This window comes from Xanthomonas bonasiae, assembly GCF_014836395.1.
GTDB classification, from domain to species: domain Bacteria; phylum Pseudomonadota; class Gammaproteobacteria; order Xanthomonadales; family Xanthomonadaceae; genus Xanthomonas_A; species Xanthomonas_A bonasiae.
The window spans coordinates 165766-179216 of the sequence record NZ_JACSQX010000010.1; the positions used below are offsets into that span (position 1 = coordinate 165766).

10 protein-coding genes are annotated in these 13451 nt (G+C 69.9%); 4 read left to right on the forward strand and 6 right to left on the reverse strand.

The features are described from left to right. Positions 1-16: 16 nt before the first annotated feature. The 6 genes from H9658_RS17095 to purH form a co-directional block, all read right to left on the reverse strand. Entirely contained in the window at positions 17-2134 is a 2118-nt protein-coding gene (locus H9658_RS17095) for a TonB-dependent siderophore receptor (protein WP_191826260.1), read from the reverse strand. Positions 2135-2231: 97 nt separating this feature from the next. Continuing rightward, positions 2232-4325, reverse strand: coding sequence for a TonB-dependent siderophore receptor (locus tag H9658_RS17100; RefSeq protein ID WP_191826261.1), 2094 nt, complete (start codon positions 4323-4325; stop codon positions 2232-2234). Positions 4326-4561: 236 nt separating this feature from the next. Further along, positions 4562-5236 carry a uracil-DNA glycosylase family protein gene (locus H9658_RS17105; protein ID WP_191826262.1) on the reverse strand — a complete coding sequence of 225 codons (675 nt, stop codon included), beginning with the start codon at positions 5234-5236 and terminating at the stop codon, positions 4562-4564. A 124-nt stretch (positions 5237-5360) separates the two neighbouring features. Then, positions 5361-6650 (reverse strand): phosphoribosylamine--glycine ligase, encoded by a 1290-nt coding sequence (purD, locus tag H9658_RS17110; RefSeq protein WP_191826263.1) that lies wholly within the window; start codon positions 6648-6650, stop codon positions 5361-5363. Positions 6651-6678: 28 nt separating this feature from the next. Further along, positions 6679-7536: a hypothetical protein gene (locus H9658_RS17115; RefSeq protein ID WP_406848139.1), complete on the reverse strand. Its 858-nt coding sequence runs from the start codon at positions 7534-7536 to the stop codon at positions 6679-6681. Positions 7537-7555: 19 nt separating this feature from the next. Further along, positions 7556-9142: a bifunctional phosphoribosylaminoimidazolecarboxamide formyltransferase/IMP cyclohydrolase gene (purH, locus tag H9658_RS17120; RefSeq protein WP_191826264.1), complete on the reverse strand. Its 1587-nt coding sequence runs from the start codon at positions 9140-9142 to the stop codon at positions 7556-7558. A 78-nt stretch (positions 9143-9220) separates the two neighbouring features. Here purH and H9658_RS17125 point away from each other — a divergent pair, with 78 nt between their 5' ends. From H9658_RS17125 to H9658_RS17140, 4 genes are all read left to right on the forward strand, one after another. Beyond that, a complete protein-coding gene (locus H9658_RS17125; protein WP_191826265.1) occupies positions 9221-9835 on the forward strand; it encodes a CDP-alcohol phosphatidyltransferase family protein in 615 nt (204 codons plus the stop codon). 89 nt (positions 9836-9924) lie between these two features. Further along, positions 9925-11679: a bifunctional alpha/beta hydrolase/class I SAM-dependent methyltransferase gene (locus H9658_RS17130; protein WP_191826266.1), complete on the forward strand. Its 1755-nt coding sequence runs from the start codon at positions 9925-9927 to the stop codon at positions 11677-11679. Further along, positions 11676-13013, forward strand: a complete 1338-nt coding sequence (locus tag H9658_RS17135; protein WP_191826267.1) for a phosphatase PAP2/dual specificity phosphatase family protein — start codon at positions 11676-11678, stop codon at positions 13011-13013. The genes H9658_RS17130 and H9658_RS17135 overlap by 4 nt, the downstream gene beginning before the upstream one ends. After that, a complete protein-coding gene (locus H9658_RS17140; protein ID WP_191826268.1) occupies positions 13010-13444 on the forward strand; it encodes a hypothetical protein in 435 nt (144 codons plus the stop codon). Before H9658_RS17135 ends, H9658_RS17140 begins: the two co-directional genes overlap by 4 nt. Positions 13445-13451 lie beyond the last annotated feature (7 nt).

A 13451-nucleotide genomic window follows, 5' to 3' on the forward strand; every position in this document is an offset into this window, starting at 1 on the left:
GGCGCCCGCGCGGCGCTCAAAGTTCGAACGTGGCGCTCAGCGACCAGGTGCGTGGCTGGCCGTAGCCGTTGCCGTCGTTGGTCCAGTAACGGCGGTCGGTGAGGTTGGTGAGTTCGCCGCGCAGCGTCAGCGGCGTGGCGCCCCAGTGCGTGCGATAGCCGAGGCCGGCATCGAGCAGGGTGAAGGACGGCAGCTTCAGGTCGTACAGGTCGTTCCACATCGACGCACCGTACGGCTGCGAGCCGTAGTGCTTGGCGGCCGCGTGCACGCTCAGCCCGGGCACGGCGTCGAATGCGTACGCCGTGTCGAGCGTGGCCTGGAACCTGGCCACGCCGGCGGGGGTGCGGCCGACCGCGGCGGCCTCGTTGCGCAGGTATTCGGCGTCGACCCAGGTCGCGCCGGCGCCGATGCGCCAGTTCGGCGTGGCCTGCACGTGGCCGCTGAGGTCGAATCCCTGGTAGCGCACCTCGCCGTCCTGCACGTAGTAGTTGGCGGCATTGCCGTATTCGGCGCCGCGCTCGATGCGGAACCAGGCCGCATCCAGCGCCCAGCGCGCACGCTCCAGCTTGTAGCCCAGCTCGTACTGCTTGCTTTCCAGCGGCGGCAGCAGCGTGTTGCGGTTTTCGTAGAGCTGGCCGACGGTGCTGCCCTGCTCCAGCGATTCCACGTAGCTGGCGTACACGGTCTGGTCTTCGCGCGGCTTGAACAGCAGCGCCACGGTCGGGGTGTTGACCGACTTCTGGTAGCGCGCGGTGTGCGTGCCGTCCACGTCCCAGCTGTTCTGTTCGTAGCGGGTGTGGCGCAGGCCCAGCAGCAGCGACCAGTGCGTGCCGACGCTGAGCGTGTCGCTGGCGAACAGCGCGTTCTGCTCGACCCGGTCGCTGCGGTAGGTGTCGCGCGAGTGGGTGCTGTGGTAATTGAGCGCGCTGTCCTCGTACAGGTTGGAGGTGCCCAGCTGGTACCACAGGTTCTGCTTGGCCCAGCCGCTGTCGGCCTGTTGCCAGCTCGCGCCGGCGACCAGCTGGTGGTCGATCGGGCCGGTGCTGAAGCGGCCTTCGAGCAGGCCCTGCGCCAGGTAGTTCTCGGCGAGATTGCCCAGGTCGTAGATATACGTGTTGGTGTCGCCCTCGCGGTTGAGCACGTAGTCCCAGATCTTGTTGATCGAACTGCGGAACTTGCTGTAGCTCAGGTCCAGGCGCGCGTTCCAGGCATCGTCGATCCGCCAGCGCAGGCCGGTCATCGCCGACTGCATCTCGGTGTTGAAGAAGGTGTCGCGGATGGCGCGGTCGCGGCGCGGGTCGAGGCGGCGCGGCAGGGCGCTGTCGCCATAGCCGTAGAAGGTGATGGTCGGCGCTTCGTTCTCCAGCTTGCGGTCCTGGTAGAGCAGGTCGGCGGTCCAGGTGAGGTCGTCGCTCAGGCGCGCATCCAGCCCCAGCGAGGCCAGCGTGCGCTCGACGTGGGTGTCGTTGTAGGTATCGCCCTGTTCGCGCAGCACGTTGAGGCGGTAGCCGAAGCGGTCGTCCTCGCCGAAGCGGCGGCCGTTGTCGAGCTGCGCGCTGTATACGCCGCCGTCGCGATAGCCGACGCTCAGGTCCAGCAGCGGCGTGTCGGTGGGCTTCTTGGTGATGTAGTTGACGATGCCGCCAGGGGCGCCGAAGCCGTACATGAAGCCGCTGGCGCCCTTGAGCAGCTGCACCTGCTCCATGGTCTCGCTCGGCCACTCGGCGCCGTAGGTGTACAGCGGCATGCCGTTGAGCTTGTAGCCGTTGCTGTAGCTGACCGGCAGGCCGCGCACTTGGATGGTGGTGTACCAGCTGCTGTTGTAGGCGCCGACGTTGCCGGAGACCGACGGATCGGTCATGAACATCTGCGCCAGCGAGTTGACCTGGCGCTCCTGCAGGGCGTCGGCATCGATGCGGGTGATGGAGAACGGGGTGTCGCGCGCGGGCCGTTCGCCCAGGGCGCCGGCCGGCGCCTCGGCGCGCTCGGCGTTGACCCGGACCGCGTCCAGCTCCGTGGCCTTGCGTTCGGCGGGGTCGGCGTCGGTCTCGGCCGCTGCGGCATGGACGGGAGCGCAGAGCGCGGCGGCCAGCGCAAGCGGCAGCAGGGAGGGGCGTGGGAGTCGGGTGGGCATGACGGATTCCGTTGGTCGGGGAAGAGGGCGTCGTGCCTTGCCGCTGGGGCTGGGTGGACGAAAGGCGCGACGGCCGCTGCGCAGGCCGCCGCGCGGTTCACAGGTCGAACTGCACGCTCAGCGCGTAGGTGCGCGGCGCGCCGACGCTGTTGGTGATCCAGTACTTGCGGTCGGTGAGGTTGTCGATGCTCGCGCGCCAGGTCAGCGGGTGCCCGTGCAGGCGCATGCGATAGCCGGCACCGACATTGGCCAGCGTGTAGTCCGGCAGCTTCAGCGTGTTGGCGGTGTCGTACCAGACGTCGCCGAAGTAGCGCAGCGCGGCATAGACGCTGAGTCCGTCGATGCCGGGGAACGCGTAGTCCACGTGCGCCACGCCTTGCCAGCGCGCCGCGAAGCTGACCCGGTGGCCTTGATCGGCGGCGTTGTCCGGCGAGAGTTTGTCGTAGCGCGGATCCAGCCAGGTGGCGCCGACGCCGATGCTCAGTTGCTCGGTGAGGCGGTAGTCGCCGCTCAGTTCGATGCCGTCGTACAGGGTGACGCCGTCCTGCTCCAGATATTTGCCGGCCGCGGTGATGCGGTCGATGCTGGCGCCGCGCTCCAGCCGGAACGCGGCCGCGTTGGCGTTCCAGCGCGGATAGGCGATCTTGGCGCCGATCTCGTACTGCTTGCTGATGGTGGGGTCGAGCACCTGGCCGGCGTTGATGTAGTCGTCGCCGACGCGGCCGCCGGCTTCCAGCGACTCGATGTAGCTGGCATACAGCGTGACCGTGTCGGCCGGCTTGTACATCAGCGCATAGGTCGGCGTGACCGGATAGGTGTGGTACGTGCCGACCTGTTCGTAGTCGTTGTAGCGCCAGCCGGCCAGCAGCGACCAGCCCGGCGCGAAGGCGACGGTGTCGCTGACGAACAGCGCCTTCTGCAGCGTCTCGCTGCTGCGGGTCATCACCCGCGAGGCGCTGCTGTAATGGGTCATGCCCTGCCAGTCGTAGAGGTTGCCGCGGCCGATGGTCTGCCACACGTAGGGGCGGTCCCAGCCGGTGGCGTCCTGGCGCGAGGCGCCGGCCACCAGCTGGTGGCGCAGCGGCCCGGTGGCGAAGTTTCCTTGCAGCATCAGCTGCACCAGCTTCCACTCGCTCCTGCCGCCCAGTTCGTAGGCGTTGACGGCGTAGTCGCCGTTGCCGTCGTCGATGTAGGCGAAGATCTTGTTGACGTCGTTCCACGAGGTGGTGACGCCGTAGTTCAGGCTGGCCTTCCAGCCGTCGGCGAAGCGCCATTCCAGCCCGGTCGACAGCAGGCGGGAGCGGGTGTCGTAGTACGAACCGGTCACCGAGCGGTCGGCGTCGCCGGCGATCGCGCGCGGCACCGCGCTCAGGCCGATGAAGTAGTACTGCGGCGCTTCCTCGGACAGCTGGCGGCTCTGGTAGACCAGGTCGGCGGTCCAGGTGAGGCGATCGCTCAGGCGCGCGTCTAGCGCGGCCGAGACGACCTTGCGGTCGACCTCGCCGCCGTTGTACGTCTCGCCTTTCTCGCGGAAGGCATTGAGGCGGTAGCCGAACATGTCCTGGTTGCCGAAGCGCCCGCCCGCGTCGAGCTGGGCGCTGGCCACGGCGTCCGAGCGCCAGCCGAGCCTGGCCGACAGGGTGGTGTCGTCGGTCGGTTTCTTGGTCAGGTAATTGACCAGGCCGCCGGGCTGGCCGAAGCCGTACAGGAAGCCGGCCGGCCCCTTCAGCAGTTCCACCTGTTCCATCGTTTCCAGCGGCCATTCGCTGCCCCAGGACGAGACCTGCAGGCCGTTGACGCGGTAGCTGTCGTAGCTCAGGCCGAGCCCGCGGTTGATGATCGGCGAACTCCAGCCGCTGGAATAGGCGCCGACCTGGGTGACCACCGACGGATCGTTGAAGAAGGCATCGCCCAGCGACACCACCTGGCGCTTGTCGAGGTCGTCGCGGTCCAGCACCTGGATCGCGAACGGCGTGTCCTGCACGTTGCGTTCGCCCAGCGCCCCGGCGTTGGCATGCACGCGCGCGGCGGTCACGCTGACCGCGTCCAGCTCGGTCGCCTGCTCGGTCTCCGTGTCTCCGGCATGGGCGTCGCAGGCCAGCAGGAGCGCGGCGGCGAGCGCGGCCAGGCGCACGCCGCGATGGAATCGGCAGGGGAGCACATGCGCGGCGTGCGCGGACGGACAAGACATCGGCAGCATCCTTTTCTGCGGGCAGCGGCGTGCCGCCCGCGATCGGCGAAAGCGGTGGGAGAGGAAGGGGGATGGCTGACCGCTGGATGTCCCGGATGCGGGGAAACTGGCTCCGTCGACGCGGAGCCATGCGCTGGCTAATGCGAATTGTTCTCTTTTGTGAAGCTCAGGTCAACGGATCGTTGCCTGGACGCGCTCCAGCATGGCGGCCGGCACGGCTGTGCGGGCGCTCGCGCTCACACCGACAGTTGCCGCAAGCGCGCTTCGAGCAGCGCCGGGAAGCGTTTGAACCAGGTCTGGTTGAGCGGCGAGGGATGCGGCAGCGGATGCAGGATGAAGCGGCGCGCTGCGCCGGTCTCGGTCCGCAGGCCGATGTCGATGTGCGCGTCGAAGCGCGACGGGTCGGCCCAGAATGCGTCCAGCTGCGCGCGCACGTCCCTGGGCTGGTCGATGCCGAACCACAGGAACGCTTCGCGGCCGAGGGTGACGATGTCGCGGCCGCGCCATTGTTCGATCAGCAGGCGCCGCATCAGCGGATGGAAGCGCCGCTTCACCTGCATCGACCAGGCCTTGTTGCCGAGCGGCTTGTACGGCACGGTGTTGATCCAGAAGACATCGCGGCCGACCGCGAGCGAGGCCGCGAAATCGGGCATCGCCTCGCCGCCGTGCAGGTGCCGGTACAGCGCCTTGCGCACCAGCTGGCCGCCGCTGCCGACGAACGGTTCGCCGTATTCGACCTCGGTGCGTCCTGGATCGCGGCCGAAGACGCACAGCCGCGCGTTGCGGCGGCCCAGGCCGATGATCGGCTCGAGCGGGTCCTTGGCGTAGTCGGCGTAGACCTTGGTGTCGATGCCGTCGGTCTGCGCCGCCAGCGCGCGGAATTGTGTGCGCAGATCGGGATCCAGCGCCATGGAATGTCCTCGAATGCCGATGGTGTCAGCTGTAGGAGCGGCTTCAGCCGCGACAGATCCTATCCGGAGGTGCCCATACGATCTGTCGCGGCTGAAGCCGCTCCTACAGAGGGCGGCGTGGCCCCTACGCGCCGCGTTCGCGCGCGATCGCGCGCCAGCCGATGTCGCTGCGATGGAATTCGCTGGGCCACCGGATCTGCGCCACGCCGGCGTACGCATTGCGCTGCGCGTCGGACACGCTGTCGCCCAGCGCGGCCACGCACAGCACGCGGCCGCCGGCGCTGAGCACGCGGCCCTGGCCGTCCAGCGCGGTGCCGGCATGGAACACCTTGGCGCTGGCCGGCACCTGGTCCAGCCCGGAAATCGCTTCGCCGGTGACCGGCGTTTCCGGATACGGCGCGGCCGCCAGCACCACCCCCAGCGACGGGCGCGGATCCCACTGCGCTTCGGTCGCATGTAGGCGGCCGTCGATCGCCGCTTCGATCAGGTCCACCAGGTCCGACTGCAGGCGCAGCATCACCGGCTGCGTTTCCGGGTCGCCGAAGCGCACGTTGAACTCGATCACCTTCGGCGCGCCGCTGGCGTCGATCATCAGCCCCGCGTACAGGAAACCGGTGAACGGCACGCCGTCGGCGATCATGCCTTGCACGGTCGGCTCCACCACCTCGCGCATCACCCGCGCGTGCACCTGCGGCGTGACCACCGGCGCCGGCGAATACGCGCCCATGCCGCCGGTGTTGGGGCCGGTATCGCCGTCGCCGACGCGCTTGTGGTCCTGGCTGGTCGCCATCGGCAGCGCGGTGGCGCCATCGACCATGGAGATGAAGCTGGCTTCCTCGCCATCGAGGAATTCCTCGATCACCACGCGCGCGCCGGCATCGCCGAAGGCATTGCCGGAGAGCATGTCGCGCACCGCGGCTTCGGCCTCGTCCAGGGTCATCGCCACGATCACGCCCTTGCCCGCGGCCAGGCCGTCGGCCTTGACCACGATCGGCGCGCCTTTGTCGCGGACATAGGCCAGCGCCGCGTCCACCTCGGTATGCACTTCGTAGAACGCGGTCGGGATGCCGTGGCGGGCGAGGAATGCCTTGGCGAAGGCCTTGCTGCCTTCCAGCTGCGCGGCCTTGGCGCTGGGGCCGAAGATGCGCAGGCCGGCGGCGCGGAAACGATCGACCACGCCCAGCACCAGCGGCACTTCCGGGCCGACCACGGTCAGCGCCACGGCTTCGTCCTGGGCCAGCTTGAGCAGGCCGTCGAGGTCGTCGACCTTGACCGCCACATTGCGGCACTTGGTTTCAGTGGCGGTGCCGGCATTGCCCGGGGCCACCAGCACTTCGCTGACGCGCGGGGATTGGGCGAGCTTCCAGGACAGGGCGTGTTCGCGGCCGCCGGAACCGATGACGAGGATTTTCAAGGCGTGTCTCGTGAGGTCGAAGGAAGGACTATTCGCAGGCTTCGCGCTGCATCGAATCGGGGAACGGATAGGCCCAGCGCTTGGCGTCGAACGCGAACACCTGGGTGGTGCCGAGCTTCTTGCCGCAGGAGATGCCGCGTTCCTCGATGGTCACCGGCCACACCCGCGCGGCGCGATCGCTGTCGTCCACGTCGAGTTCGAAGTCCACGTCGAACAGCTGCGCCTGGCATTGCGCGGCGGTCTGCTGCGGATCGCGGCCGTCGTCGCTGCAGTCCAGCGCGCCATGATTGTCGATGTGCTGGCGCACCGAGCCGGCGTTGACCAGGCCCTTGGGGCCGGGCAGCACCAGATCCTGCGATTCCAGCACGGTGCCTTGCCCGACCCAGCTGCTGTAGACCAGGAAGCCGTAGAAATCGCTGCCCAGCCGCAGGATGTCCACCGCGCCCGGATCGCCATCGCTGCCGAAGCCGTCGCCGAGCTTCTCGGCCACCACCGCCAGGCCCTGGCCGGTGTCGCGCAGGATCAGGAAATCGATCAGTCCCGGATTGGCATGGCCGCCGTCGCTGAGCCGGTGGCAGACCGCCAGCAGTTCCTGGATCTGGTCGCCGACCACCACCGGCTGTTCGGCGCAGACCTCGCTCTGCACCGCGTTGCCGTCGGCCTGGCTGGACCAGCTCTCCGACAGGCGCGCCTGCTTGCCGTAGCGCGTCTGCAGGAACGCCTGCAGGCGTTCGGTGCGCGGCACATGCGCAGTGGCTGCAGGCGCTGCGGCTGGCGTCGGTGCGGCCGCCGGCGCGGCCGGCGTTGGCGTGGCGGTCGGTTTGCAGGCCGCCATGCCGAGCGCGAGCAGCAGCGGCAGGCCGTGGCGCAACGGGCTGGATTTCATCGTTCGGATCCCTGGCCGCTCAATGGCGGAAATGGCGCACGCCGGTGAACACCATGGCGATGCCATGCTCGTCGGCGGCGGCGATCACCTCGCTGTCGCGCATCGAGCCGCCGGGCTGGATCACCGCCTTGATGCCGGCGGCCGCGGCCGCGTCGATGCCGTCGCGGAACGGGAAGAACGCATCGGAGGCCATCACCGAACCTTCCACCACCAGCTCCGCATCGGCGGCCTTGATGCCGGCGATGCGCGCCGAATATACCCGGCTCATCTGCCCGGCGCCGACGCCGATGGTGCGGTGGTCCTTGGCGTAGACGATGGCGTTGGACTTGACGTACTTGGCCACCTTCCAGGCGAACAGCAGGTCGGCGAACTGCGCCTCGGTCGGCGCCAGGCGGGTGACCACCTTGAGGTCGTCGCGGCTCACCACGCGGTCGTCGGCGGTCTGCATCAGCAGGCCCGAGCCGATGCGCTTGGTGTCGACGAAACCGCTGGACACCGGCGCCAGCGGAATGCGCAGCACGCGCACGTTGGCCTTCTTCTTCGCGTACTCCAGCGCACCTTCTTCGTAGTCCGGCGCGATCAGCACCTCGACGAACTGGCGGTCGAGGATGACCTTGGCGGTGGCCGCGTCCAGCGTGCGGTTGAAGGCGAGGATGCCGCCGAAGGCGCTGGTCGGATCGGTCGCGTAGGCCAGTTCGTAGGCATCGCCGCAGGCCGCGCCCACCGCCACCCCGCAGGGATTGGCGTGCTTGACGATGACGCAGGCCGGCGCGTCGAACTGGCGCACGCATTCCCACGCCGCGTCGCTGTCGGCGATGTTGTTGTAGCTCAGTTCCTTGCCCTGCAACTGCTGGAACGTGGCCAGCGAGCCCGGCGCCGGGCACAGGTCGCGGTAGAACGCGGCATGCTGATGCGGATTCTCGCCGTAGCGCAGGTCCATCACCTTGACGAAGCTGCCGTTGCTCTGCGCCGGGAACGCGGTGCGGCACACGCCGGCCTCGTTGTGCTCGACCACCGCCGACAGGTAATTGCTGATCGCCGCGTCGTACTGCGCCACGCGGTTGAACGCGGCCACCGACAGCGCGAAGCGCTTCGCCGCCGACAGCTGGCCGTCGTGCGCCTCCAGTTCGGCGAGCAGGTCGGCGTACTGCGCCGGATCGGTGGCCACCGCCACGCGCGCGAAGTTCTTCGCCGCCGAGCGCAGCATCGCCGGGCCGCCGATGTCGATGTTCTCCACCGCCTCGGCGAGCGTGCAGTCGGCCCTGGCGGTGACCGCCTCGAACGGATACAGGTTCAGCACCAGCAGGTCGATCGCGGCGATGCCGTGTTCGGCCATCACCGCGTCGTCGGTGCCGGCGCGGCCGAGCAGGCCGCCGTGCACCAGCGGGTGCAGGGTCTTGACCCGGCCGTCCATCATTTCCGGGAAGCCGGTCAGCTCGGACACGTCCTTGACCGCCAGCCCGGCCTCGCGAATCGCCTTGGCGGTGCCGCCGGTGGACAGCAGTTCCACGTTGCGCGCGGCCAGCGCGCGGGCCAGGTCGATCAGGCCGGTCTTGTCGGAAACGGACAGCAATGCCCGGCGCACGGGCAGGAAATCGGAGGACATGGGGGCAGGGCACACATCGGAGCGGGGAGCCGATATTGTAGGCTGCGCCGCCCCGGCATGGACCCTCAGGACCCCGCAATGGTTTCGATCTACGCATTGAAAGGACGCTTCCAGGACCTGCTGCGCCCCGGGGTGCGTGGCCTGTACCGGCTCGGCGTGACCGCCAACCAGGTCACCGTGGGCGCGGCCGCGGTATCGCTGCTGGTCGCCGCCTGGGTGTTCTGGCGCGGGCCGGCGCAGCCGCTGTGGTACGCGCTGCTGCCGGCGTGGATGCTGCTGCGCATGGCCTTGAACGCGGTCGACGGCATGCTGGCGCGCGAGTTCGGCCAGCAGTCCAAACTGGGCGCCTACCTCAACGAACTGAGCGACGTGATCGCCGATGCGGCGCTGTACCTGAGCCTGGCCAGCGTGCCCGGTGCGGCTGCCGGCTGGCTGTGGGCGCTGGCGCTGGCGGCGGCATTGACCGAGTATGCCGGGGTGTTGGGGCTGATGGTCGGCGCCGGACGGCGCTACGACGGACCGATGGGCAAGAGCGATCGCGCCTTCGCCATCGGCCTGCTCGGGCTGCTGCTGGCCGGCGGCTGGGTCGGGGCGAAGACGGTGGACGGGTTCGCGATCGTGCTGGCGCTGCTGTGCGCGGCGACGGTACTGCGGCGCGTTGCCGCCGGCCTGCGCGAGGGGGCGCCGCGCTGAGCCGCGCGGCGCAGGCCGCGGCAACGACACGGAAGCGGTAGCGGCACTCACGGCAACGGCAAGTACGAACGACAGGGAATCGGCAACGGATGCGGCAGGTCAGCGAAAGCGAGTTTTGCAGTTTCGACGGAACGCGGTTGTTCTACCGGCATTGGCCGGCGATGGCGCCGGCGGCGGTGCCGCGTGCGGTGGTGCTGCTGCATCGCGGCCACGAACATTCGGGGCGGGTGCTGCACCTGGCGGACGAACTGGGGCTGGACGACTGCGCGATGTTCGCCTGGGACGCGCGCGGCAACGGCCGCTCGCCCGGCGTGCGCGGCGATGCGCCCGGCTTCCCGGCGCTGGTGCGCGACCTGGACCGCTTCATCGCCCACATCGGCGAGGCCCACGGCATCGCGGTGCAGGACATCGTGGTGATCGCGCAGAGCGTGGGCGCGGTGATCGCCAGCACCTGGGTGCACGATTACGCGCCGCCGCTGCGCGCGCTGGTGCTGGCCTCGCCGGCGTTCAAGGTCAAGCTGTACGTGCCGTTCGCGCGGCCCGGGCTGGCCTTGATGCACAAGTTGCGCGGCAATTTCTTCGTCAACAGCTACGTCAAGCCGCAGTGGTTGACCCATGATCCGGCGCGCGTGGCGAGCTACCGCGACGATCCGCTGATCACCCGGCCGATCTCGGTGCGGGTGCTGCTGGGAGTGTACGCCGCCGCCGACCGCGTGGTCGGCGACGCGCAGGCGATCACCGTGCCGGTGCAGTTGCTGGTATCCGGCGACGATTTCGTCGTGCACCGCGGCCCACAGGACCGTTTCTACGAGCGGCTGTCCTCGCCGGTGAAGGAGCGCCACCTGCTCCCCGGGTTCTTCCACGACACCCTGGGCGAGCGCGACCGCGCGCCGGCGCTGGCGCAGATCCGCCGCTTCGTGCGCGAGCGCTTCGCCGAGGCGCCGGCATTGCCGAGCCTGCTGCAGGCGCACCGGCGCGGGCCGACCTTCGAGGAAGCCGAGCGGCTGTCCTGGCCGCCGCAGAAATACAGCCTGCAGGACCTGCGCTGGCGCTTCGTGCGCGCCAACCTGCGCTTCGGCGGCACCCTGTCCGAGGGCGTCGCGCTGGGCCTGCAGACCGGCTTCGATTCCGGCAGCACGCTGGACTACGTGTATCGCGACCGCGCCAGCGGCAAGGGCCCGCTGGGCCGCTTCATCGACCGCAACTACCTGGATGCGATCGGCTGGCGCGGCATCCGCGTGCGCCGCACCCATCTGCACGAACTGCTGCGCCTGGCCATGCAGCGGCTGCGCGACGCCGGCGCGCCGGTGCGCGTGCTCGACATCGCCGCCGGCCACGGCCGCTACGTGCTGGAAGCGCTGGCCGGCGGCGAACAGCGCGCCGATGCGATCGCGCTGCGCGATTTCAGCGCCTTGAACGTGGAGCGCGGGCGCGCGCTGATCGCCGAACTCGGCGCCGCCGACATCGCCCGTTTCGAGCAGGGCGACGCCTTCGACCGCGACGCGCTGGCGGCATTGCAGCCGCGGCCGACGCTGGCGGTGGTGTCGGGCCTGTACGAACTGTTCCCCGACAACGACCAGGTGCTGCGCTCGCTGCAGGGCGTAGCCGCCGCGGTCGAACCGGGCGGCTATCTGGCCTACACCGGCCAGCCGTGGCACCCGCAGCTGGAATTCATCGCCCGCGCGCTGACCAGCCACCGCGGCGGCGCGGCCTGGGTGATGCGCCGCCGCACCCAGCAGGAGATGGACGAACTGGTGCGCGCGGCCGGCTTCCGCAAACTCGAACAGCGCATCGACGAATGGGGCATCTTCACCGTGTCGCTGGCGCAGCGGATCGCGCCGTGAGCGAAGCGGCGCCGCGGCCGTGGCGGCGGGCGCTGGCGTGGCTGGCGCTGCTGGGGCCGTTCTTCTTCCTCAGCTACGGCCTGGCCAATACGCTGGCCGAGCGTCGCGCCTACGTGCCGTCGCTGCCGTTCGCGTGGGAAACGCAGATCCCGTTCTGGCCGTGGACGATCGTGCCGTACTGGTCGATCGACCTGTTCTACGTGATCTCGTTCTTCGTCTGCCGCACGCGCGCCGAACTGGATACCCACGCCCGGCGGTTGCTGACCGCGCAGCTGCTGGCGGTGGGTTGTTTTCTGCTATGGCCGCTGCGTTTCAGTTTCGAGCGACCGCCCAGCGAAGGGGTGTTTGGCTGGCTGTTCGCGGTGCTGCTCGGCTTCGACAAGCCGTTCAACCAGGCGCCGTCGCTGCACATCGTGCTGCTGGTGGTGCTGTGGGTGCGCTATGCGCAGCATCTGCACGGACTCGCGCGCGGCGCGCTGCACGCCTGGTTCGCGCTGATCGGGCTGTCGGTGCTGACCACCTACCAGCACCATTTCCTGGACATTCCCACCGGCCTGGCCGCCGGCTGGCTTTGCGTGTGGCTGTGGCCGCAGCGCATCGCGCCGCCGTGGAGCGCGCTGGCGTTGGCGCGCGATCCGGCGCGTTGGCGGCTGGCCGTTGCCTACCTGTTCGGCAGCGCGGCTTGCGTAGCCCTGGCTTACGCATTCGGCGGGACGGCATGGTGGCTGCTGTGGCCGGCGCTGTCGCTGCTGCTGGTCGCGCTCGACTACGCGTTGCTTGGCGCGCTCGGCCTGCAGAAGCGCGCCGATGGCCGCCTCAGCCTGGCCGCGCGCTGGCTGTACGCGCCGTACCTGGCCGCGGCCAGGCTCAATGCGCGCGCCTGGACCCGGCGCGATCCGGCGCCGCGCGAGATCGCCGACGGGGTCTGGCTGGGACGCCTTCCCGGCCGCGGCGAGCGCGCCGCGTTCGCCGCGGTGGTCGATGTCTGCGCCGAACTGTCGTTGCGCGATGCCGGTGCGCACGACCGCAGCATGCCGATGCTGGACCTGGTCGCGCCGCCCGCGCCGGCATTGCGCGAAGCCGCCGCCGCGATCGAGGCCGCACGCCGTCACGGCCCGGTGCTGGTGTGCTGCGCACTGGGCTATTCGCGCAGCGCCGCCGCGGTCGCCACCTGGCTGCTGCACAGCGGTCGCGCCGCCGATCTGGATGCCGCGCTCGCGCTGCTGCGCGCACGCGCAGCGCGGGTGGTGCTGGGGCCTGCGCAGCGCGATGCCATCGCCGCCGCATGCGCCGCGCCGTACCTGCCGCCGCGCGCCCTGGAGCTGCCGGCATGAGCACGCCGCTGGAACTGCGCACGATGGCCGCACTGCTGCGGCAGGCATCGCCGCTGGACCGGCTGTCGCTGGTGCTGTTCGCCGTCGCGCTGCTGCTGGGCGCGTGGTACGCCAACGTCGCCATGTCGCTGGCGGCGATGCTGTGCCTGCTTAGCGTGCTCGCCGGCGTGGTGCAGCGCTACTGGGCCGCGCGCGTCGGCCTGGATGCCGCGCTGCTCGACGCGGTGCTGGCCGAAGCGGACCTGGACCAGGCCGGCACCGATCTCGACGCCGCCCTGCACCGGCTCGGCCTGCTGCGGCGCTTGCCGCCGCCGCGCGACTGGCAATCACGCTGGCGCGGCATGCGCGGCTTGTTGTTGCGGCAGATCGCCAGCCTGGCGCTGCAGCTGCTGGCGCTGCTGGCGACGCCGATCGCGGCGCAGATCGCATGACGGAGCG